This window comes from Allobosea vaviloviae (genome assembly GCF_001298265.1).
GTDB classification, from domain to species: domain Bacteria; phylum Pseudomonadota; class Alphaproteobacteria; order Rhizobiales; family Beijerinckiaceae; genus Allobosea; species Allobosea vaviloviae_B.
Window position 1 is genome coordinate 39,770 of the sequence record NZ_LGSZ01000052.1, and the last position, 20,393, is coordinate 60,162.

At 66.5% G+C, this 20,393-nt stretch carries 18 protein-coding genes; 6 read left to right on the plus strand and 12 right to left on the minus strand.

The window, feature by feature from the left end; all coding sequences use genetic code 11:
• Positions 1–14: 14 nt before the first annotated feature.
• The 6 genes from AE618_RS19465 to AE618_RS19490 form a co-directional block, all read right to left on the minus strand.
• Positions 15–440: a GNAT family N-acetyltransferase gene (locus tag AE618_RS19465; RefSeq protein ID WP_054210744.1), complete on the minus strand. Its 426-nt coding sequence runs from the start codon at positions 438–440 to the stop codon at positions 15–17.
• An 8-nt stretch (positions 441–448) separates the two neighbouring features.
• Positions 449–748, minus strand: coding sequence for an alkylphosphonate utilization protein (locus AE618_RS19470; protein WP_054210745.1), 300 nt, complete (start codon positions 746–748; stop codon positions 449–451).
• A 99-nt stretch (positions 749–847) separates the two neighbouring features.
• Entirely contained in the window at positions 848–4,603 is a 3,756-nt protein-coding gene (gene metH, locus AE618_RS19475; protein WP_054210746.1) for a methionine synthase, read from the minus strand.
• Between the two features lie 166 nt (positions 4,604–4,769).
• Complete coding sequence (gene metF / locus AE618_RS19480; RefSeq protein WP_156330378.1) at positions 4,770–5,681, minus strand: methylenetetrahydrofolate reductase [NAD(P)H]; 912 nt, start codon at positions 5,679–5,681, stop codon at positions 4,770–4,772.
• Complete coding sequence (locus AE618_RS19485; RefSeq protein WP_054210747.1) at positions 5,681–6,694, minus strand: ArsR/SmtB family transcription factor; 1,014 nt, start codon at positions 6,692–6,694, stop codon at positions 5,681–5,683. Before AE618_RS19485 ends, metF begins: the two co-directional genes overlap by 1 nt.
• A 73-nt stretch (positions 6,695–6,767) precedes the next feature.
• Complete coding sequence (locus AE618_RS19490) at positions 6,768–8,192, minus strand: PLP-dependent aminotransferase family protein (RefSeq protein WP_054210748.1); 1,425 nt, start codon at positions 8,190–8,192, stop codon at positions 6,768–6,770.
• 111 nt (positions 8,193–8,303) lie between these two features.
• Between AE618_RS19490 and AE618_RS19495 the strand changes: the two genes are divergently transcribed.
• A complete protein-coding gene (locus AE618_RS19495) occupies positions 8,304–9,167 on the plus strand; it encodes a DMT family transporter (protein WP_054210749.1) in 864 nt (287 codons plus the stop codon).
• 2 nt (positions 9,168–9,169) lie between these two features.
• Here AE618_RS19495 and AE618_RS19500 read toward each other — a convergent pair whose 3' ends face one another.
• The 3 genes from AE618_RS19500 to AE618_RS19510 form a co-directional block, all read right to left on the minus strand.
• Positions 9,170–9,778, minus strand: coding sequence for an MOSC domain-containing protein (locus AE618_RS19500; RefSeq protein WP_054210750.1), 609 nt, complete (start codon positions 9,776–9,778; stop codon positions 9,170–9,172).
• A gap of 48 nt (positions 9,779–9,826) precedes the next feature.
• Positions 9,827–10,030 (minus strand): cold-shock protein, encoded by a 204-nt coding sequence (locus AE618_RS19505; RefSeq protein ID WP_054210751.1) that lies wholly within the window; start codon positions 10,028–10,030, stop codon positions 9,827–9,829.
• Between the two features lie 132 nt (positions 10,031–10,162).
• Positions 10,163–12,391: a glycoside hydrolase family 3 N-terminal domain-containing protein gene (locus AE618_RS19510; protein WP_054210752.1), complete on the minus strand. Its 2,229-nt coding sequence runs from the start codon at positions 12,389–12,391 to the stop codon at positions 10,163–10,165.
• A 186-nt stretch (positions 12,392–12,577) separates the two neighbouring features.
• On the opposite strand from AE618_RS19510, the gene AE618_RS19515 reads away from it, so the two are divergent.
• The 3 genes from AE618_RS19515 to AE618_RS19525 all read left to right on the plus strand — a co-directional run bounded on the left by AE618_RS19515 (position 12,578) and on the right by AE618_RS19525 (position 14,936).
• The gene (locus AE618_RS19515) at positions 12,578–13,207 is read left to right on the plus strand and encodes a YitT family protein (protein WP_156330379.1); all 630 of its coding nucleotides are present in this window, start codon (positions 12,578–12,580) and stop codon (positions 13,205–13,207) included.
• A gap of 97 nt (positions 13,208–13,304) precedes the next feature.
• A complete protein-coding gene (locus AE618_RS19520; RefSeq protein ID WP_054210753.1) occupies positions 13,305–14,474 on the plus strand; it encodes an alpha-hydroxy acid oxidase in 1,170 nt (389 codons plus the stop codon).
• Positions 14,475–14,504: 30 nt separating this feature from the next.
• The gene (locus AE618_RS19525; RefSeq protein ID WP_054210754.1) at positions 14,505–14,936 is read left to right on the plus strand and encodes a hypothetical protein; all 432 of its coding nucleotides are present in this window, start codon (positions 14,505–14,507) and stop codon (positions 14,934–14,936) included.
• Positions 14,937–14,975: 39 nt separating this feature from the next.
• Here the strand turns inward: AE618_RS19525 and ettA are convergent, their stop codons facing one another.
• On the minus strand, positions 14,976–16,628 hold the full coding sequence (ettA, locus tag AE618_RS19530) for an energy-dependent translational throttle protein EttA (protein ID WP_054210755.1): 1,653 nt from the start codon (positions 16,626–16,628) through the stop codon (positions 14,976–14,978).
• A 162-nt stretch (positions 16,629–16,790) separates the two neighbouring features.
• Here ettA and AE618_RS19535 point away from each other — a divergent pair, with 162 nt between their 5' ends.
• On the plus strand, positions 16,791–17,339 hold the full coding sequence (locus AE618_RS19535; protein WP_248310950.1) for a hypothetical protein: 549 nt from the start codon (positions 16,791–16,793) through the stop codon (positions 17,337–17,339).
• Between the two features lie 7 nt (positions 17,340–17,346).
• On the opposite strand, the gene AE618_RS19540 is transcribed toward AE618_RS19535, so the two are convergent.
• Positions 17,347–18,342, minus strand: coding sequence for a serine hydrolase domain-containing protein (locus AE618_RS19540; RefSeq protein ID WP_054210757.1), 996 nt, complete (start codon positions 18,340–18,342; stop codon positions 17,347–17,349).
• Between the two features lie 300 nt (positions 18,343–18,642).
• On the opposite strand from AE618_RS19540, the gene AE618_RS19545 reads away from it, so the two are divergent.
• On the plus strand, positions 18,643–19,341 hold the full coding sequence (locus AE618_RS19545) for an MBL fold metallo-hydrolase (RefSeq protein WP_248310951.1): 699 nt from the start codon (positions 18,643–18,645) through the stop codon (positions 19,339–19,341).
• A 21-nt stretch (positions 19,342–19,362) separates the two neighbouring features.
• On the opposite strand, the gene AE618_RS19550 is transcribed toward AE618_RS19545, so the two are convergent.
• Positions 19,363–20,373 carry an aldo/keto reductase gene (locus AE618_RS19550; protein WP_054210759.1) on the minus strand — a complete coding sequence of 337 codons (1,011 nt, stop codon included), beginning with the start codon at positions 20,371–20,373 and terminating at the stop codon, positions 19,363–19,365.
• Between the last annotated feature and the right edge of the window lie 20 nt (positions 20,374–20,393).

Below are 20,393 nucleotides of genomic sequence, written 5' to 3' on the forward strand. Positions count from 1 at the left end.
ACTGGCCGCCTTCGTCAGTCCAGAGGCTTGACGAAGACCACATTGCCGTCGAGCGAGTGGCCCATGTCCTGCCAGCCATGGCGGAGATAGAAGCGCTCGGCGCGGGTTCCCGCTCCGGTCGTCAGCCAGGCCTGCGCATGGCCGGCGGCGGACAGCCGATCGAGCGCCGCATCGAGCAGCGCACGGCCGAGCCCGCGCCCCTCATGCGCCTTGTCGATGAACAGCGCCCAGACCAGGCCGGTCTGATGATTGGCGCAGGTGAAGCCCGCGACAGCGCCATCGACCTCGGCAACGAGGAAGATCGCTTGCTCGCGATACCAGGCGACCTCTTCGTCAGTCACCTTCGAGGGATCGGAGAGGACATTCTCGCTCACGCCCATCCGGATCGCGTGGATGCGTGGCTGGTCCGTCGCGGTCGCCTTGCGGATGCGAAAGGACATCGGCCCCCTCAGCGCTTGCGGACGAATTCCGTGCGCAGGACGAGGCCCTTGATGGATTCGTGGCGGCAGTCGATCTCTTCGGGATCGTCGGTCAGGCGGATTGATTTGATCACAGTGCCCTGCTTCAGGGTCTGCCCGGCACCCTTGACCTTCAGGTCTTTGATCAGGACGACGGAATCGCCGTCGGCCAGCGCGTTCCCTGCGGCATCGCGAACCTCGACACGCCCTGGAGCCGCTGCCGCGGCCATTTCCGAGGCCGGACGCCACTCACCCGTGATCTCGTCATAGACGTAGTCGTCGTCGGCCATGTCCGCCCCATATCGCCACGCCGGCTGTCCCGGCCCGGCTCGCCTATACGAGCCGCGCGGGGAATTCAACACATGCGGGCTGTGGAACCTCCGGCTGCGCTACTCGGCCGCTTCGAGCCGATAGCTCGCCGGCTCGTAGTTGAGGATCGGCGACAGCCAGCGTTCGACCTCGACGATGCTCATGCCCTTGCGCGCCGCATAATCCTCGACCTGGTCGCGCTCCACCTTGGCGACGCCGAAATAATAGGCGGCGGGATGCGAAAGGTAGATGCCCGAGACCGACGAGCCCGGCCACATCGCGAAGCTCTCCGTCAACTTCACGCCCACGCGGCTCTCCGCCTGCAGCAGCGAGAACAGGGTCGCCTTCTCGGTGTGGTCGGGCTGGGCCGGATAGCCTGGCGCCGGCCGGATGCCGCGATACTCCTCGCGGATCAGATCCTCGTTGGAGAGGGCCTCGTCGGGCGCATAGGCCCAGTAATGCCTGCGCACGAGCTGGTGCATGCGCTCGGCGAAGGCCTCTGCGAAGCGGTCGGCCAGCGCCTTGACCATGATCGAGCGGTAATCGTCATTGTCGCGGGCGAAACGTTCGGAGATGCGTTCCTCCTCGGCACCGGCCGTCACCACGAAGGCGCCGACATAATCGGGCCGCTCGATGCCCTCGGGCGCGAAGAAGTCGGAGATGCACATGTTGGGCTTGCCGTCGCGCTTGGAAAGCTGCTGGCGCAGGCCGTGCAGCGTCGCAAGACGCTCTGTCCGGCTCTCGCCGGTATAGAGCGCGATGTCATCGCCCACTGCATTGGCCGGCCAGAAGCCGATCACCGCCTTGGGGTTGAACCAGCGCTCCTCGACAATGCGCTTCAGCATCGCCTGCGCGTCGTCCCAGAGTGCGCGCGCCGCCTCGCCCTGCTTCTCATCCTCGAGGATCGCGGGAAAGCGCCCTTTCATTTCCCAGGTCTGGAAGAACGGCGTCCAGTCGATCAGCGGCACGAGATCCGCGAGATCATAATTCCGGAAGGTGCGCGTTCCCAGAAAGCTCGGCTTCGGTGGAGTGTAGTTCGACCAGTCGGCCTTGAAGGCGTTGGCGCGGGCCTTGGCCAGCGGCAGTCGCTGCTTGTCGGCCTCGGAGCGACGATGCGCCGCCGAGACCTTGGCATATTCCGCCCGGATGCCTTCGACATAGGCTGGCTTCTGGTCCTGCGAGAGCAGGCTCGACACCACGCCCACCGCGCGCGAGGCGTCGGTGACGTAGACCGTCTGACCTTTCTCATAGGCAGGATGAATCTTCACCGCGGTATGGACACGGCTCGTCGTCGCGCCGCCGATCAGGAGGGGGATGTCGAAGCCCTCCCGCTCCATCTCCGAGGCGACCGTGACCATCTCGTCAAGCGAGGGCGTGATCAGGCCGGACAGCCCGACGATGTCGACCTTCTCCTTGCGGGCCACATCGAGGATCTTCTGCGTCGGCACCATCACGCCGAGGTCGATCACCTCGTAATTGTTGCACTGGAGCACGACGCCGACGATGTTCTTGCCGATGTCGTGGACATCGCCCTTGACCGTCGCCATCAGCACCTTGCCAGCGGCCGAGCGCTCGCCGCCGCCGTTCAGGCGCTTCTCCTCGTCCATGAAGGGCATCAGGTAAGCCACCGCCTGCTTCATGACGCGCGCCGACTTCACCACCTGCGGCAGGAACATCTTGCCCGCGCCGAACAGGTCGCCGACCACGTTCATGCCGGCCATCAGCGGGCCTTCGATGACATGCAGCGGCTTCTCGGCCTTCAGCCGCGCTTCTTCGGTATCGATGTCGATGAAGGCGGTGATGCCGTTGACCAGCGCATATTCCAGCCGCTTCTCCACGACCTCTTCGCGCCAGGCCATGTCCTTGCCGGAGACCGCAACGGAACCATCGCCCTTGAAGCGCGGCGCGGCATCGAGCAGGCGCTCGGTCGCATCCTTGCGCCGGTTGAGGACGACGTCCTCGCAAAGCTCGCGCAGCTCGGGATCGAGCCCGTCATAGGAGCCGAGCTGGCCCGCATTGACGATGCCCATATCCATGCCGACCTTGATGCAGTGGTACAGGAAGACCGAGTGCATCGCCTCGCGGACCTTCTCGTTGCCGCGGAACGAGAAGGACAGGTTCGAGACGCCGCCCGAGATATGGGCATGCGGCAGGGTCTCGCGGATCGTCTTCGTGGCCTCGATGAAGTCGTTGCCGTAGTTGTCATGCTCCTCGATGCCCGTCGCCACCGCAAAGATGTTCGGATCGAAGATGATGTCCTCGGGCGGGAAGCCAATCTCTTCGGTCAGCAGCTTGTAGGCGCGCGTGCAGATCTCGATCTTGCGCTGGTAGGTGTCGGCCTGGCCGGTCTCGTCGAAGGCCATGACGACGACGGCCGCCCCGTAGTTGCGGCAGATCCGGGCCTGTTCGAGGAACGCGGCCTCGCCCTCCTTCATCGAGATCGAGTTGACGATCGGCTTGCCCTGGATCGTCTTGAGCCCTGCCTCGATCACGGGGAATTTCGACGAATCGACCATGATCGGCACGCGGGAGATGTCGGGCTCCGAGGCGATGAGGTTGCAGAACTCGGTCATCGCGGCCTGCGAATCCAGCAGGCCCTCGTCCATGTTGATGTCGATGACCTGGGCGCCATTGGCCACCTGGTCGCGGGCGACGTCCAGCGCGGCGGCATAGTCGCCCGCCGTGACCAGCTTGCGGAATTTGGCCGAGCCGGTGACGTTCGTGCGCTCGCCGATGTTGACGAAGGGGATGGTCTCGTCGAGCGTGAAGGGCTCCAGCCCGGCCAGCCGCAGATAGGGCTTGATCACCGGCACCTGCCGAGGCGCCTTGCCGGCGACGGCCTGCGCGATGGCCTGGATATGGTCGGGCGTCGTGCCGCAGCAGCCGCCGACGACATTGACCAGGCCCGCATCGGCGAACTCGGCGAGCATCTCGGCCGTCGCCTCGGGGCTCTCGTCATACATCCCGAATTCGTTGGGCAGGCCCGCGTTCGGGTAGGCACAGACCAGCGTGTCGGCAACGCGAGACAGATCCTTGATATGGGCGCGCATCTCGCGTGCCCCGAGCGCGCAGTTGAGTCCGATGGTCAGCGGCGCGGCATGGCGCACCGCGTTCCAGAAGGCTTCCGTCGTCTGGCCCGACAGCGTGCGCCCCGACAAATCGGTGATCGTACCGGAGATCATCACCGGCAGGCGCAGGCCCTTCTCGCGGAACACGTTCTCGATCGCGACGATCGCGGCCTTGGCATTGAGCGTGTCGAAGATCGTCTCGACGAGGATGATCTCGGAGCCGCCATCGATCAGCCCCCTCACCTGCTCTGCGTAGGACTCGCGCACCTGGTCGAAGGTCACCGCGCGGAAGCCGGGATTGTTGACGTCCGGAGAGATCGACAGCGTGCGGTTGGTCGGGCCGATCGCGCCGGCAACATAGCGGCGGCGGCCATCCTGCCTCTGCGCGATCGCGGCCGCCTCGCGGGCGAGCTTCGCCGAGACGACGTTGAGCTCATAGGCAAGCTCCTCCATGCCGTAATCGGCCTGCGCGATCCGGGTCGAGGAGAAGGTGTTGGTCTCGACGATGTCGGCACCGGCCGTGAAATAGGCCAGGTGGATGTCGCGGATCGCCTCGGGCTGGGTCAGAACCAGCAGGTCGTTGTTGCCCTTGAGGTCGTGGTTCCAGCCCTTGAAGCGCTCGGCCCTGAAATCGGCCTCGGAGAACCTCTGGTTCTGGATCTGCGTGCCCATTGCACCGTCGAGCACGAGGATGCGCTCGGACGCGGATTGACGCAGCGCACTCTGGATCTCGGCGCCATCGACGGGTGTCGGGGTGAAGTCGGTCATCGTCACGCTTTCATCGAACCCGGATCAGTCCGATCCTCTGCCCTCATCCTGATGAGGTCGCGGCAGCGACCGTCTCGAAGGATGCTCCAGGGTGCTCCGGAAACATCTGGAGCATCCTTCGAGACGCCGCCTTCGGCGGCTCCTCTGGATGAGGACTTGTTGAAAATCACTCAGCCGCAGCAGCTTGCGCCGCTACTGCTTCAGGCTTGACCCCGACCAGATGGCAGATCGCATAGACCAGGTCGGCCTTGTTCATCGTGTAGAAATGCAGGTCGCCGGCGCCGCGATCGATCAGGTCGAGCGCCTGCTCGGCGCAGACGGCAGCGGCCACCAGACGGCGCGTCGCGGCGTCGTCCTCCAGCCCCTCGAAACGGTCGGCGAGCCATTGCGGCACGCTCGCCCCGGTCTTGCGGGCGAAGTTGGCAGTCTGCTTGAAGTTCTGGACCGGGACGATGCCCGGCAGGATCGGGATGTCGATGCCGGCCGCACGAACCTTGTCGAGATAGCGGAAATAGACGTCGTTATCGAAGAAGAACTGGGTGATGGCGCGCGTCGCGCCCGCATCGACCTTCTTCTTCAGCGCGTCGATGTCGGCATCGAGCGAGGCGGCTTCCGGATGCTTCTCCGGATAGGCCGAGACCGTCACCTCGAAATCGCCGATGCGCTTGAGGCCCGCAACGAGATCCGAGGTCTGGTGATAGCCCTGCGGATGCGGCTCGTACGCCGTGCCGAGCCCGCCGGCCGGATCGCCGCGCAGCGCCACGACATGGCGCACGCCCGCATCCCAATAGGCACGGATGACCTCGTCGACTTCGTCGCGGGAGGCCGAGACGCAGGTCAGGTGGGCGGCAGGCTTGAAGCCCGTCTCCTCGACCATGCGCTTGACCGTCGCATGCGTACGCTCGCGCGTCGAACCGCCGGCACCATAGGTCACCGAGACGAAGGAAGGCCCTAGGGGCTCGAGCCGGCGCACGCTCTCCCAGAGCGCAACCTCCATCTCGTCGCTCTTTGGCGGAAAGAACTCGAAGGACACTTTCGGACGGCGCGAGCCGTGCCGGCTGGGGCGAAACGCGTTCATCAGGCCACCTCTAGATTGTTCTGCCGTGCCATCGGATCGGACTGGACGCGCCGGTCGCAACCCCGCCAGAGCATGACCGGCAACTGGCCGGAGCCACCCCCGGCCAGCGTGATTTCGTCGGACAGGTCGCAGCTCAGTCCGGCTTCGGAAAACCAGCTCGCGATCTGGGCCCGCGAGAAGCCGAGCCGGCGATGGGCATGCTCCGTCCGCAGGAATTCCATCTCGTGGGGCGCGAAATCGACCACGATCAATCGCCCGCCGGGGCTCAGCATCGCAGCCGCCTCGCGCACCGCCCGGCCCGGATCGTCGAGGAAGTGCAGCACCTGGTGGATGATCACGACGTCGAAGGAACCGCGTGGGAACGGCAACGCATAGATGTCGCCCTGGCGCAGTTCGACGCGGGAGAGCCCCGCCTTCTCCAGATTGGCGCGCGCGACCGCGAGCATGGCGTGGTTGGCGTCGACGCCGACGGCGCGGCCGAATTTGGGCGCGATCCGCTCCAACATACGGCCCGTGCCGGTGCCGAGATCAAGCACGCTGCCGGGCGTGCCCTTGCCGACGGCCGCCTCGATCGCCGCTTCGACCGCCTCATCGGGCACATGCAGCCGGCGCAGACGGTCCCAGTCGCGGGCGACGCTGGCGAAATAGGTCTGCGCCACCTCGGCCCGCGCACCGCGCACCGCGGCAAGCCGCTCGCGATCGGCTGCCAGAACCGGATCGGCCCGGTCTAGCCAGGCAGCCAGAGACGCCGCGAAAGCCCCGCCTGCCCCGGTTTCGTCCAGCCGGAAGAAAGCCCACGCCCCCTCGCGTGACCGCCGCACCAGGCCGGCCTCGGTCAGCAGCTTGAGATGGCGCGAGATGCGCGGCTGCGACTGGCCGAGGATGTCGGTCAGGTCCGACACGGACAACTCCCCCTCCGACAGCAGCGCGAGGATGCGCAGCCGCGTCTCCTCGCCGGCGGCGCGCAAGGCCGCGAGCAGCACATCGGCAGAAAGGGTGGTGAGCTGGCGCAAGCCACAAACTCCGCAAGACGGTCCCAAAAAGATATAAAGATATCTTTATGTCAGATAGTCTAGGCGTGCAAGCTCAATCTGACGCGGTGCTGCCCTGCGGCGCGCCAGCTGCCATCGCCCGGCCGAGCGCGCTGAACAGGCGCGGATCGCCGGACTGCGCGACGTTGAAGCGGAGAAAACGGCCAGCTGACTGCGACAGGCTGTAGACATTGCCTGGCGCCAGCACGATGTCCTCGGCCAGCAGCTGCCGCGCGATTATCGCGGAATCCAGCCCTTCGGGCAGCTCGCACCACAGGAACATGCCGCCCCTCGGCTCGATCCAGGGCCGCACGCCCATGGCCTTGAGCCGCGCCGAGGTCTCGCCCATGGCGCGCGCCAGACGGCCCCTCAGCCCGTCCATATGCTTGCGATAGCTGCCATCCCTGAGGATCGTCAGGACCATGTCGGCCGCCAGGCGGCCCGTGCCGAAAGAGGCCGCGATCTTGAGATCGATCAACCCCTCGATCCAGTCCTGCCGCGCGGCGATGTAACCGCAGCGGACGGAGGCCGAGAGCGATTTGGAGAAGCTGCCGATCTGGACGACGCGGTCGAGCCCGTCGAAGGCGGCCAGGCGCGGCGCCGGCTCCGGCTCGAAATCGGCGAAGATGTCGTCCTCGACAATGGTCAGTCCGAACTGGTCCGCCAGCTTCAGTACGCGATGCGCGACGACCGGCGACAACGTCGCGCCGGTCGGGTTGTGAAGCGCCGAATTGGTGATGTAGAGCCGTGGGCGCTGTTCTGCCAGAACACGCTCGAGTTCCACGGGATCGGGACCGCTGCGCGTATAGGGCACGCCGACGATGCGGACGCGGTGGGCCCGCAGCAGGGCGTGAAAGTTGAAATAGCAGGGGTCGTCGACCAGGACGCTATCGCCGGGCTCGATCAGGAAGCGGCAGACGATGTCGAGAGCCTGCGTACCCGATTCCGTCAGCATGATCTGGGCCGGCGATGCATCGATGCTGTGCAGCCCCATGCGGCGGGCCAGAACCTGCCGGAGCGGCGCCAGCCCCAGCGGTGTACCGTAGTCGCCCAGCGTCTCGGCCGGTGCCCGCGACGCCGTCCGTAGCGCCCGGCGCAAGGCCTCCTGCGGCAGCCAATCGGCCGGCAGCCAGCCGCAGCCCGGCTTCAGCACGCTGTCGCCGGCGTCGAGCGATTGCCTGGACACCCAGAACGGATCCACGGCGCGCTCAAGCCGCGGGCCGAGATCGGCGACCGAGAAGGGCGGCGCATGGCCGGCGACATAAAAGCCGGAGCCGCGCCGTGCCTGGATGACGCCCTCGGCCGCGAGCCGGTCATAGGCCTCCACCACCGTCGATTTCGACACGGCCATCGTCTCGGAGAAGCGCCGGATCGAGGGCAGCTTCGCACCCGCGGCCAGTTCGCGCCCGGCAATGCGTGAGCGGATCGCCTGCATGACGCGCCCGACGCGCGTCCCCTCATCTGCTTCCACCCTGTTCATCGATCATCCGTACCGCCTGTGTGAGCAGCACAGTTTGCCTGAACTGTATTGAACTGTCTCTGGCAACCAGCGCTGCGCGCGCCGATGCAGGAACCAAATGGAGCGACGGTGATGGACAAGATGGCGAGCGGCTGGATCAACGGCTTTCTCGGAGTACTGATCTTTGCCGGCTCCCTGCCCGCGACGCGGGTCGCGGTTGCGGATTTCGATCCCGTCTTCCTGACGCTGGCCCGGGCCGCCATCGCCGGCCTCGTCGCACTCGGCCTCCTGCTCGCTTTCCGGCAAAAGCGGCCCGAGGGACGTGACGTCCTGCCGCTGCTGGTGGTGGCGCTCAGCGTGGTCATCGGCTTCCCGCTGCTGACGGCGCTCGCCCTGCAACACGTGACGTCCGCGCATTCGATCGTCTTCATCGGCCTTCTGCCGCTGGCGACCGCGCTGTTTGGCGTCCTGCGCGGCGGCGAGCGCCCGCGTCCAGCCTTCTGGCTGTTCTCCTGCCTCGGCAGCGGCCTCGTTGCGGGCTTCGCCGCGAGGCAGGGCTTTGCCGCAGCACCTGTCGGCGATCTCCTGATGCTCGCGGCCATCATCGTTTGCGGGCTCGGCTATGCCGAGGGCGCAGCCCTCTCGCGAAGGCTCGGCGGCTGGCAGGTCATCTGCTGGGCGCTGCTGTTGTCGCTCCCGGTGACGGCCGGGCTGGCCCTGGCGACAAGGCCGGCCTCGCTGATGCTTGTCGGTGCGCCGGCCTGGCTCGGTCTCGCCTATGTCTCACTCTTCAGCATGCTGATCGGCTTCGTGTTCTGGTATCGCGGCCTCGTCCAGGGCGGCATCGCCGCCGTCGGTCAGCTGCAGCTGCTGCAGCCCTTCTTCGGTCTGGCGCTGGCAGGCCTTCTGCTGGGTGAAACCGTGAGTTGGCAGATGCTCGCCGTCTCGGCTGCGGTCGCGGCCTGCGTCGCTGGCGCGAAGCGCTTCTCAAGGTAGGCTTAACCCCTCTTCGGCGCGACCGGCGGGATCAGCACCACCGCGTCGCCCGGTGCGATCGGTCCGGCGAGATCGACGGACAGCACGAGCCCGCGCAACGCTGCGGCGGCCTTGACGAAGGCGAATTCCAGTCCCTTGCGGCCGGTCGCGGCGGCGACGGCCCGTCCGGCCCGTCGACACGGCATATTGTAGGCCTCGACACGCAGGATCGCGCGGCCGTCGAAGCGCCCTTTCCCGCCCCAGTCCCCGCCGAAGGCGAGGCGGCTGCCGGGCGCGATCCGGGAAAAGTCGGGCAGCCCGTCGATCAGGAGGTTGGCCCCGAGCCATTCGGGTGGCAGCGTCGGCAGATCGAGCCGGCCGGCGATCTCCGCCAGTTCGACCGGGCACAGCGCCGACAATTGCCGGTCGTTGCGTAGGCGCAACCCTCGCGGCAGCCATGGCTCGCGGGGCCCCGAACGTCGCGTCAGGCCGGCATGCAGGTCGCCGGGAATGCCCGCATGGTCCAGCGTCAGAGCCGCGGCGGGCACTGTGACGAAGCCGTGCAGAGACGACGAGCCATCCCTCGCGACGAAGACGCCGGTGACGACGCCTTTGGCACGCTCATCTGTCATGCCGGCGGCATGGCTGCGCGCGCCGGCGGTGTCAAGAAGCCGACGAACTCACTTCAACTGAAGCGAGCCCGCTGCCGTCTTGCCGCGTTCGGTCTTGAGTTCGAACGAGACGGCCTGTCCTTCCGTCAGCGTCATCAATCCCGCTTCCTTTACGGCAGTGATGTGCACGAACACGTCCTTGCCACCATCCGCAGGCTGAATGAAACCAAAGCCCTTCTCAGTATTGAACCATTTGACGGTTCCCGTCGCCATCGCCGCATCCCTCGAAGCCAAGCGTCTTCGCGCCCGGCGGATGCAAGCGTCCGCAGGGCGCGCACGACAAGAATTGACCGAAACGAAATGCTTGTCGAGACCAAACGACAGGCAGGCCAGAAGTGAAAACGATCAAGACGTGGTCAGAAGCACTTGCGTCATGACCGAGGTTTGCGAGGAACCGCCGAGATATATCTCGATCTGCCCTGGATCGACCTTGTAGCGACCGTTCTCGTCATGAGCGCCGAGCTTTGCCGCATCGAGCCGGAGGCGGACGCTGCGCGTCTCGCCCGCCCGCAGCAGCACCTTGTCGAACGCCTTCAATTCCCGCACGGGCCGGGAGCGGCTGGCGACCGGCTGGCGGATGTAGAGCTGCACCACCTCCTGCCCGTCACGCGCTCCCGCATTGGTGACGTCGACGGACACCTCGACCGTGCCGTCGAGGGGCATGCTCGGCTTCGACACCCGCGCATTGGCATAGGTGAAGCGGCTGTAGGAGAGACCATGGCCGAAGGGGTAGAGCGGCTCGTTGGCCTCGTCGATATAGATCGATTCATAGCGCTGGCGGATCTTCTGCGGGCGCCCCGTCGGCAACTGGTCGTAATAGACCGGGATTTGCCCGACCGAGCGCGGAAAGCTCATTGGCACGCGGCCCGAGGGATTGACCTTGCCGGTCAGGATGTCGGCGATCGCCGCGCGCCCCTCCGTGCCGCCATGGAAAGTCTGCAGGATGGCCGCCACATGGGCGTCGGCCCAGGTCAGGACCAGGGGCCGCCCCGTCGCCAGCACCAGCACCACCGGCTTGCCGGTGGCCACCAGCGCCTCGAGCAGCTCCTGCTGCACGCCCGGCAGGTCGAGCTTCGTGCGAGAGGCGCCCTCGCCCATGAACTCGCAATCCTCGCCCAGCATGGCGACGACGAGGTCGCTCGCGGCAGCCGCGCGGACCGCCGCATCCTTGTCGGCGAACTCAGTGCCGCAGGCCTTTGTGAAGGCAGGCTCATAGGCAACCGAGACATCCGCCGGCAGCCGCTGCTTCAGCGCCTCGGGCAGCGCCTGCACGACGCGGCGGCCGAGGCCAGCAGGGTCGGTCCAGACGCGCTCGTCCTCGGGCACCGCCATCGCGCCGATGACGGCGACGGACTTGACAGTAGCCCCGATCGGCAGCGTCTCGTTGGCGTTCTTCAGCAGCATCGCGCCGTCCTGCGCGGCCTTGAGCGCGACGTCGCGCGCGGCTTGCGTCTGCATCAGCGCAGGCGCGGCAGCAGGATCGACATCGGCGCGCTCGAACAGGCCGAGATGGAACTTGACCCGCAAGACGCGCCGCACCGCCTCGTCCAGCGCCTTCATCGGCACGCGCCCGGCTGTGACCTCGCCAGCGAGGTGCTTGTGATAGACATTGCCCATCATGTCCATGTCGATGCCCGCCAGCAGCGCCTTGCGGGCGGCTTCCGCGTCGTCCTTGGCGATGCCGTGGAGGCGCAGCTCCGTGATCGAGCCGAAATCGGAGGTGACGAAGCCCTTGAAGCCCCATTTGCCCCGCAGGAGATCGGTCAGCATGCCCTTATGCGCCGTCGCCGGCACGCCGTTCAAGGCGTTGAAAGCGGCCATGGCCGTCATCGAGCCCGCCTCGAACGAGGCCTTGAACGGCGGCAGATAGAGGTCGAAGAGCTGGCTCGTCGGAATCCAGGTGGAGTTGTAGTCGCGCCCGGCCTCGGCCGCGCCATAGCCGACGAAATGCTTCACCGAGGTCGCGACCCCGCCGCGCTGATAGCCGCGCGTGCGCGCAGCCGCCACGACCGAACCCAGATATGCGTCCTCGCCCGCGCCCTCGAGCACGCGGCCCCAGCGCGGATCACGGGAGATGTCGACCATCGGCGCGAAGGTCCAGTTGATGCCGGCGGCAGAGGCCTCGCGGCCGGTCCAGTACGCCGCCTCCTCGATCAGCGCCGGATTCCAGGTCGCGGCCTGGCCGAGCGGCAGCGGGAAATAGGTCGAGAAGCCGTGGACGGCGTCGAGGCCGATGATCAGCGGGATCTTCAGCCGCGTCGCCCGTGCCGCCTTCTGCACCGTGAGAACCTCCGCCGGCACCACGAAGTTCATCACCGCGCCCATGCGGCCCGCCTTGATCTGCTCGATGTCGAAGCCGTCGCCGCGTCCCGACAGGTGCAACTGACCGACTTTTTCATCCAGCGTCATCTGCTTGAGCAAACCGTCGATGCGGCGCTCGATCGCGGCGGCTTCCCCCCCGGTCTTCCAGCCCACGCCCTGCGGGGCGGGCGAAGGCTGCGCCGAGACCGGCGGCGCGAAGGCCGGGATGGCAAGGCAGCAGGCGAGGAGCGTGGCGACGAGCCGCAAGGTCATATCGGGCATCTTTCGGGCAGGCGCGGACGCGGACGGAGGTTGGCTGGCGGCGCGTGACGATCCATGACGGATCCCGAGCGCCGCCCTACAGGATCGCACCGACCGGCTCAACCTGGGGCTGGACGGGCTGGCTCGCCCGTTGCATCGCAGGCGTCGCCTGAACATTGTCTGAATCGGATCGCGCGCATGTCGCAGACCACCGCCCCCCTCGCCTCGTCGACGGAGCGGCACCGCCTCTATGAGGACGCGCTGGCGATCCTGTTGGGAACGCTGATGGTGTCTGTCGGTATCGCGCTGTTTTCAAAGGCGATGATCATGACCGGCGGGGCGGCGGGCCTGGCCCTGCTGCTGCAATATGCGACCGGGCTCGAATTCGGCCTGCTCTTCTCGCTCATCAACCTGCCCTTCTACTGGCTCGCCTTCAGGCGCATGGGCCTGCGCTTCACGCTGCGCACCTTCGTCGCCGTCGGTGTGGTCTCGCTCCTGGTGCAGGCGACACCGCTCTGGCTCGACATCGCCTCGGTCCAGCCGATCTACGCCGCGCTGGCCGGCGGCAGCATCATGGGCCTCGGCCTCCTTGCGCTCGCCCGGCACCGAACGGCGATCGGCGGGGTCAACATCCTCGCGCTCTATCTGCAGGAGAAGCGTGGCTGGCGCGCCGGCTGGACCCAGCTTGCGATCGACGCCGGCATCTTCGCCGCCGCCGTTTTCGTCCTCCCCCTCGACAGGCTGGCCGTTTCGCTGCTGGGCACGCTCGTGCTGAACGCGGTGCTGGGCATGAACCACAAGCCGGGGCGCTATATGGGCATTTCCTGAGCCTTGGGAGATGCCGGCCGCAGGGCACGTCTTGCGCCTCGGCGCGCGGCATGCGAGCAACCCCGCCGGGTGATCCAACGCATCGAGGCTCGACACCATGGCCCAGCCCCTGACCATCGAAGACCTGCGCCTGCTGGCGAAGCGCCGCGTGCCGCGCATGTTCTACGATTACGCCGATTCCGGCGCCTGGACCGAGGGCACCTATCGCGCCAACGAGACCGATTTTGCCGGAATCAAGCTGCGCCAGCGCGTCGCTGTCGACATGACCAACCGCACGCTGGAATCGACCATGGTCGGCCAGACGGTCGCAATGCCGGTCGCGCTCGCGCCGACCGGGCTGACCGGCATGCAGCACGCCGATGGCGAGATCCTCGCCGCCAAGGCCGCGGCCAAGGCCGGCGTGCCCTTCACCCTCTCGACGATGAGCATCTGCTCGATCGAGGACGTCGCCAACCACACCGGCTCGCCGTTCTGGTTCCAGCTCTATGTGATGAAGGACCGCGACTTCATCGCTCGCCTGATCCAGCGCGCCAAGACCGCCGGCTGCTCGGCGCTGGTGCTGACGCTCGACCTGCAGGTGCTGGGCCAGCGCCACAAGGACATCCGCAACGGCCTCAGCGCGCCGCCCAAGCCGACGCTCGCCAACCTGATCAACCTGGCATTCAAGCCGCGCTGGTGCCTGAAGATGCTCGACACGCCGCGCCGCGGCTTCGGAAACATCGTCGGCCACGTCTCGGGCGTCGCCGACATGTCCTCGCTCTCGTCCTGGACCGCCAGCCAGTTCGACCCGGCCCTGAGCTGGGACGATGTCAAGTGGATCAAGGACCAGTGGGGCGGCAAGCTGATCATCAAGGGCATCCTCGACCCCGAGGATGCCGAACTGGCCGCGCAAAGCGGTGCCGACGCGCTGATCGTCTCCAACCATGGTGGCCGCCAGCTCGACGGCGCGCTATCCTCGATCGCGGCCCTGCCGGCGATCGTCGATCAGGTCGGCAACCGCATCGAGGTCCTGTTCGACGGCGGCATCCGCTCAGGCCAGGACGTCATCAAGGCCCTCGCCTTGGGCGCGCACGGCACCTTCATCGGCCGCGCCTTCCTCTACGGACTGGGCGCCATGGGCGAGAAGGGCGTGACGCTCGCGCTCGACATCATCCGCAAGGAGCTCGACATCACCATGGCGCTGTGCGGGCTGCGGGACGTGAAGGATGTCGACCAGCGCATCCTTCTCGGCGGACGCGAGGAGGCGGTCCGGCGTCTTTCCCTGTAGTGGCCTTAAGTCTCTACCCGGAGTTTCGGTATGCCCCTCATCGTCAAGCAGCCGGGTAAGACACCTTATTTGAGCGGCGTGACGGCGCAGGAAACGATGCTCGGCATCGTCGACGTGACCATTCGCGTCGCGGCATATGAGGAGGCGGGCGAACACTGGAAGCGCGTGCTCTCGGGACCGCGCCATGGCGGCTACGGCCGCATCTTCATCCAACGCTACGGCATCAATCGCCGCCGCTATCTCAACTGCTACGACTGGCGCGGCATGTATCGCGGCCAGCCGGCCAATATCGATGAGTGTCCCGGGGCGATGTTCATCTGGCAGGGCAAGAAGGAAGCATCGACCGAGCCCGTCTTCGCCCATAACAACCAGCGTCTTGGCCGTGATATGGGCTGGGCGCTCAGACCCTTCCAGCAGACCGGCGAAACCGATTTCTGGGAAGTCCGGTTCAAGTTCGTCTGAAAGAGCAAAACGGGGCGCAGCCGTGCCCCGCCAGCCACCTCAGCGCGAGAACTTCTTGTACTGAATCCGCTTCGGAATGGTCGAATCGATGCCCAGCCGGCGCTTCTTGTCTTCCTCGTACTCCGCGAAATTGCCTTCGAACCATTCGACATGGCTCTCGCCCTCGAAGGCAAGGATATGGGTCGCGATCCGGTCGAGGAACCAGCGATCATGGCTGATGATCACCGCGCAGCCGGCGTAATCCTCCAGCGCCTCTTCCAGCGCCCGCAGCGTGTCGACGTCGAGGTCGTTGGTCGGCTCGTCGAGCAGCAGCACGTTTGAGCCGGCCTTCAGCATCTTGGCGAGATGGACGCGGTTGCGCTCGCCGCCCGAGAGCGAGCCGACCTTCTTCTGCTGGTCGCCGCCCTTGAAGTTGAAGGTCGAGCAATAGGCGCGTGAATTGATCTCGCGCTTGCCGAGATAGAGGATGTCGTTGCCGCCGGAGATCTCCTCCCAGACGTTCTTCTTGTCGTCGAGCGAGTCGCGGCTCTGGTCGACATAGCCGAGCGTGACGCTCTCGCCGATCTTGATCGTGCCGGAATCGGGCTTGTCCTGGCCGGTGATCATGCGGAACAGCGTGGTCTTGCCGGCGCCGTTGGGGCCGATCACGCCGACGATGCCGCCCGGCGGCAGCTTGAAGGTCAGTCCGTCGATCAGGAGCTTGTCCTGGAAGCCCTTCGACAGGTTCTCGAAATCGACGACGTTGTTGCCCAGCCGCTCGGCGATCGGGATGATGATCTGCGCGGTGTCCGGCCCCTTGTTGTTGGCCTTCTGGACGAGCTCGTCATAGCGCTGGATGCGGGCCTTGCTCTTGGCCTGACGTGCCTTCGGCGAGGCCAGCACCCATTCCTGCTCGCGCTCCAGCGTCTTTTGCCGGGCGACGTCCTCGCGGCCTTCCTGGGCGAGGCGCTTCTGCTTCTGCACCGACCAGGCCGAGTAGTTGCCCTCATAGGGGATGCCCGCGCCGCGATCGAGCTCGAGGATCCAGCTCGTGACGTTGTCGAGGAAGTAGCGATCATGGGTCACGATCAGGATCGCGCCCGGATAAGTCCGCAGATGGCCTTCGAGCCAGGCCGTGGTCTCGGCGTCGAGATGGTTGGTCGGCTCGTCGAGCAGCAGGAGCTCCGGCTGCTCCAGCAGGAGCTTGCACAAAGCGACGCGGCGGCGCTCGCCGCCGGACAGCTTGGAGACTTCCCAGTCGTCGGGTGGGCAGCGCAGCGCGTCCATCGCCTGATCGACCTTGGAATCGAGATCCCACAGCCCCTTGGCCTCGATCTCGTCCTGCAACGCCGTCATCTCGTCGGCGGTCTCGTCTGAATAGTTCATGGCGAGCTCGTTGTAGCGGTCGAGCACAGCCTTCTGCGGCGCGACACCGAGCATGACGTTGTCGCGGACGTTCAGCGTCTCGTCGAGCTTGGGCTCCTGCGGCAGGTAGCCGACGCGCGCGCCCTCGGCGACCCAGGCCTCGCCGGTCCATTCCTTGTCGAAGCCGGCCATGATCTTCAGCAGCGTGGATTTACCCGCGCCGTTCACGCCAAGCACACCGATCTTGGCGTCGGGATAGAAGGACAGGTGGATGTCCTTGAGAACCTGCTTGCCGCCCGGATAGGTCTTCGACAGGCCGCGCATATGGTAGATGAACTGACGGGACATAAGCGTGCGGGCTCCGCTTTCGGACTGTTGGTCTGGCGTGTCGGGAAATCTGGCGCGTATGTAGCGAGGCGCACCGCAAGCCGCAACCGGCGGCGCGATTGTACACAGGCGCCGGCGACCTGAATATTGCCGAAACCAGCAAGGATCGAAGGGGCATCCGACGTGTCAGATGAAACAGGCCGCGCCACCATCGAGTTGCGGCTCGCCAGCAGCGCCCAGTTGTTCAACACGCTCGACCCCTTCCCTTTTCGCGAGGGCGACATCGATGCCGATGCCGAGCGCTACATCGTCGAATGGGCGCAGGACCTGCCCAAGGATGCTGCTCTTGCGATCGTCGTCCATCTGCCGGGCGCCGACGACCCCGCCAAGCCTTGTCCCGATCTGTCCGTCGCCCTCACCGGCTGGTTCGCCGCCAAGGCCCGCGCGGAGTCCCACGCCCTGCGTGCCCTGTTCCGCGACGGCCGCCTCGCCTTTCTGATCGGCTTTGCCGGGCTGGCGGTCTGCCTCTTCCTCAGCTTCTTGCTGACGCAGCGCTCCGAGGGCCCCTTCGCCCGCGTCGTGCAGGAAAGCCTCGTGATCATCGGCTGGGTGGTGATCTGGCGCCCGGCGGAAATGTTCCTCTACGACTGGCTGCCGCTGCTGCGGCGCAAGCGGCTTTACCAGCGTCTGGCGCAGGCCACGGTGACGGTGAGGATGGAGACCTGCGGCTGAAGCCCCCTCAGGCCGCCTCGACCAGCCCGGCCAGGAAGCGCACGAACCGCTTCGTCCGGCCGGGTCCGGCAAAGGGACGCCGGGCCATCTGCACGACGACGAGCCGGTGGGCGGGGACCACCGCGATGAACTGGCCGCCGAAGCCCGCCGCGAAACCGGCGCCGGGGCCAAACCGCGACATCGGCAGCGTCCACCAGAGATAGCCATAGCCGAGATCGCCCCGATCCGTCGTTGAATGCGCTTTCAGGGACTGGTCGATCCATGTGGCGGGGATGATCTGACGCCCGCTGGCAATGCCGCGATCGAGGATGAGTTGACCGAAACGGAGCGCGTCGCGCGCCGTCAGCTTGAAAGGATAGGCCTCATGGCTGGAGTGCGGGTCCCTGACGAGGCGGCCATCCCCGGGCTCGAAATCGACCATCCCGATGGGCCGCGCGATGCGATGGGCGAAGCTGGCGAAGATGTCCTCGCCGGTCTGCCGTCGATAGATGGTGCCCAGAGCGTTGAAGTCCCAGTTGTTGTAGAACCAGAACGTGCCGGGGGCATGGCTGCCGCGCGCCGGCCTCTTCTCGCGCATATCGGCGGTCTCGTGGGCGGACACATGATAGACCCCTGAGCGCGCTCCCAGCAGATCGCGCACCGTCGCCTGCTTTTCGACCTCGGTCAGGGCAGGCGGCAGATCGTCGATGCCGAGCTGCGCGAGCGTCGCCGACGGATCGATCCGCTTTTCGGCGATGGCGATCCCGTAAAGCGCGCCGAGCAGGCTTTTGCGCACCGAGGCCACGTCGACCTTGAGCCGGTCATTCCCCAGGCTCGCCAGCGTCTGGCCGTCGCGGGTGGCGATCAAGGCCGCCAGGGCCTCACCCCGAAAATGCTCGTCCGCCAGGCTGGCGGCGGCACCACCTCCTGCCGAGCCTTGCGCATGCCCGGCCGATGCCGCGCCGAGCCAGGGAAGAGCCGCCAGCGCAAACAGGTGGCGACGCGTAGGTTCAAACATGCTCATGGCCGAAATCCGGGGGCGCTTGCCGTGAGTGAAGATATTGCCGGGGATATGGCGAAGCGATCCACAGCTTCTTTATGACGCGCGTGCTTCACGAACGCGCCAGACCCGTGTCCCGGCCCTTTCCTCGGCCCGGCTTTTGCCTCAGCTTGAACGGGCTGGGCAGCACGGGAGCCGTCGATGACGAAGTCGAAGCCTCTGGTCAGGTTGACACTGGCATTGGCCGGACTGGCCGCGGCGGCGTGCTTGCAGCCCGCGTCTCCCGCTCTCGCCCAATCCGACGAGCCGGGATGCCGACCCGACATGGCTGCGCTGCGGCTGCCCATCCAGCGCGCCAATCTGGCAAAGGACGAGGTTCGCCTCACCTTTGCGGGCCATGCCACCTTCCTGATCGAGACGCCCGGCGGCGTGAAGGTCGCCACCGACTACAACGATTATGTCCGGCCGCAGGTGACACCCGACATCGCCACGATGAACAAGGCGCATTCCACCCATAATTCGCGCAATCCCGACCCTGCCATCAAGCAGGTTCTGCCGGGCTGGGACCCGACGGGCGCAGGCCCCGCAAAGCACGACGTGACGATGGGCGACCTGCGCGTGCGCAACGTGCCGACCAATATCCGCTCCTATTCCGGATCGACCGATTTCGACGGCAACTCGATCTTCGTCTTCGAGATCGGCGAACTTTGCATCGCCCATCTCGGCCATCTTCATCACCCGCTGGAGCCCGGCCATCTGCGCGCGCTCGGCCGCGTCGACGTCGTGCTGTTTCCGGTCGACGGCAGCTACACGCTCGACCAGGAGGGTATGCTCGACGTGCTGAAGTCGCTGCAGGCGCGGGTGATGATCCCCATGCATTTCTTCGGCGGCGGCACGCTGAACCGCTTCCTCGCCCGCTCGCAGGATCTTTGGCCCGTCGAGCGCCGCGAGCAGCCGGTCATCACCGTGACCAAGGCCGGCCTACCGGCGAAGCCGACCGTAATCGTACTACCGGGCAACTGAGGCGCGACAGGGCGGCGCTGTTCAGCCCGTGCGCGCCGGCCGACCTTCCACCGGATAGGCCGGGTCGCTGTAGCCCGGCGTCGAAGGGTGGCCCGCCGGGACCAGCGCATCCACCAGCGCCTCGTCCTCGGCCGTGAAGGCGACGTCGAGGGCTGCGAGATAGGCCTGCCACTGCTCCATCGTTCGGGGACCGGCGATCGCCGCCGTCAGCAGCCTGTTGTTGAGCACCCAGCCGACCGCGAACTGGATCGGCGTCAGGCCGCGCTCGGCGGCGTGGCGCTTGATCGTCTGGGCAATGACGAGGCTCTCCTCGCGCCATTCCGTCTGCATGATGCGCTTGTCGCCCCGCGCGGCCCGCGTGCCCTGCTGCGGCGCCTCACCCGGCTCGTATTTTCCCGTGAGCACGCCGCGCGCCAGCGGCGAATACGAAGCCACGCCCAGCCCGTAATAGCCGCAGGCCGGCAGATGCTCGACCTCCGGCATGCGGTTCATCGCATTGTAGTAGGGCTGGCTGACGACGGGGCGGTCGATGCCAAGCTCGTCGCAGAGCCGGCAGATTTCTGCCACCCGCCAGGAGCGATAGTTCGAGACGCCGAAATAGCGGATCTTGCCTTGGCTGACGAGCAGCCCGATGGCGCGCACCGTCTCGGCCAGAGGCGTCGTGTGATCCTCCTTGTGAAGGTAGTAGATGTCGATGAAGTCGGTGCCGAGCCGGACGAGGCTGTCGTCGCAGGCCTGGAGCACGCGCTTCCGCGAGAGCCCGCCCTGGTTGGGCCCGGGGCCGACGGGATTGGCAAGCTTGGTCGCCAGCACCCAGTCGTGCCGGTTGTCCGCGATGGCGCGCCCGGTGATCTCCTCCGAGCGTCCCTCGGTATAGACGTCCGCCGTATCGATGAAGTTGATCCCGGCCTCGCGGGCATGGTCGACGATGGCGCGCGAGGCGACCTCGTCGGTCGCGCCGCCGAACATCATCGTCCCCAAGCAAAGCGGAGATACCTTGAGGCCGGACCGGCCGAGCTGGCGATAGTCCATCGAAACACTCCCATTCCATC

Coding starts and splice junctions, on each gene's coding strand:
- AE618_RS19495 (WP_054210749.1), top strand. CDS start 8,304: ATGGACAAGATGGCGAGCGGCTGGATCAACGGCTTTCTCGGAGTACTG.
- AE618_RS19470 (WP_054210745.1), bottom strand. CDS start 748: ATGGCCGACGACGACTACGTCTATGACGAGATCACGGGTGAGTGGCGT.
- AE618_RS19520 (WP_054210753.1), top strand. CDS start 13,305: ATGGCCCAGCCCCTGACCATCGAAGACCTGCGCCTGCTGGCGAAGCGC.
- AE618_RS19515 (WP_156330379.1), top strand. CDS start 12,578: ATGTCGCAGACCACCGCCCCCCTCGCCTCGTCGACGGAGCGGCACCGC.
- AE618_RS19545 (WP_248310951.1), top strand. CDS start 18,643: ATGGCTGCGCTGCGGCTGCCCATCCAGCGCGCCAATCTGGCAAAGGAC.
- AE618_RS19525 (WP_054210754.1), top strand. CDS start 14,505: ATGCCCCTCATCGTCAAGCAGCCGGGTAAGACACCTTATTTGAGCGGC.
- AE618_RS19490 (WP_054210748.1), bottom strand. CDS start 8,192: ATGAACAGGGTGGAAGCAGATGAGGGGACGCGCGTCGGGCGCGTCATG.
- AE618_RS19505 (WP_054210751.1), bottom strand. CDS start 10,030: ATGGCGACGGGAACCGTCAAATGGTTCAATACTGAGAAGGGCTTTGGT.
- AE618_RS19510 (WP_054210752.1), bottom strand. CDS start 12,391: ATGACCTTGCGGCTCGTCGCCACGCTCCTCGCCTGCTGCCTTGCCATC.
- ettA (WP_054210755.1), bottom strand. CDS start 16,628: ATGTCCCGTCAGTTCATCTACCATATGCGCGGCCTGTCGAAGACCTAT.
- AE618_RS19540 (WP_054210757.1), bottom strand. CDS start 18,342: ATGAGCATGTTTGAACCTACGCGTCGCCACCTGTTTGCGCTGGCGGCT.
- AE618_RS19465 (WP_054210744.1), bottom strand. CDS start 440: ATGTCCTTTCGCATCCGCAAGGCGACCGCGACGGACCAGCCACGCATC.
- metF (WP_156330378.1), bottom strand. CDS start 5,681: ATGAACGCGTTTCGCCCCAGCCGGCACGGCTCGCGCCGTCCGAAAGTG.
- metH (WP_054210746.1), bottom strand. CDS start 4,603: ATGACCGACTTCACCCCGACACCCGTCGATGGCGCCGAGATCCAGAGT.
- AE618_RS19500 (WP_054210750.1), bottom strand. CDS start 9,778: ATGACAGATGAGCGTGCCAAAGGCGTCGTCACCGGCGTCTTCGTCGCG.
- AE618_RS19550 (WP_054210759.1), bottom strand. CDS start 20,373: ATGGACTATCGCCAGCTCGGCCGGTCCGGCCTCAAGGTATCTCCGCTT.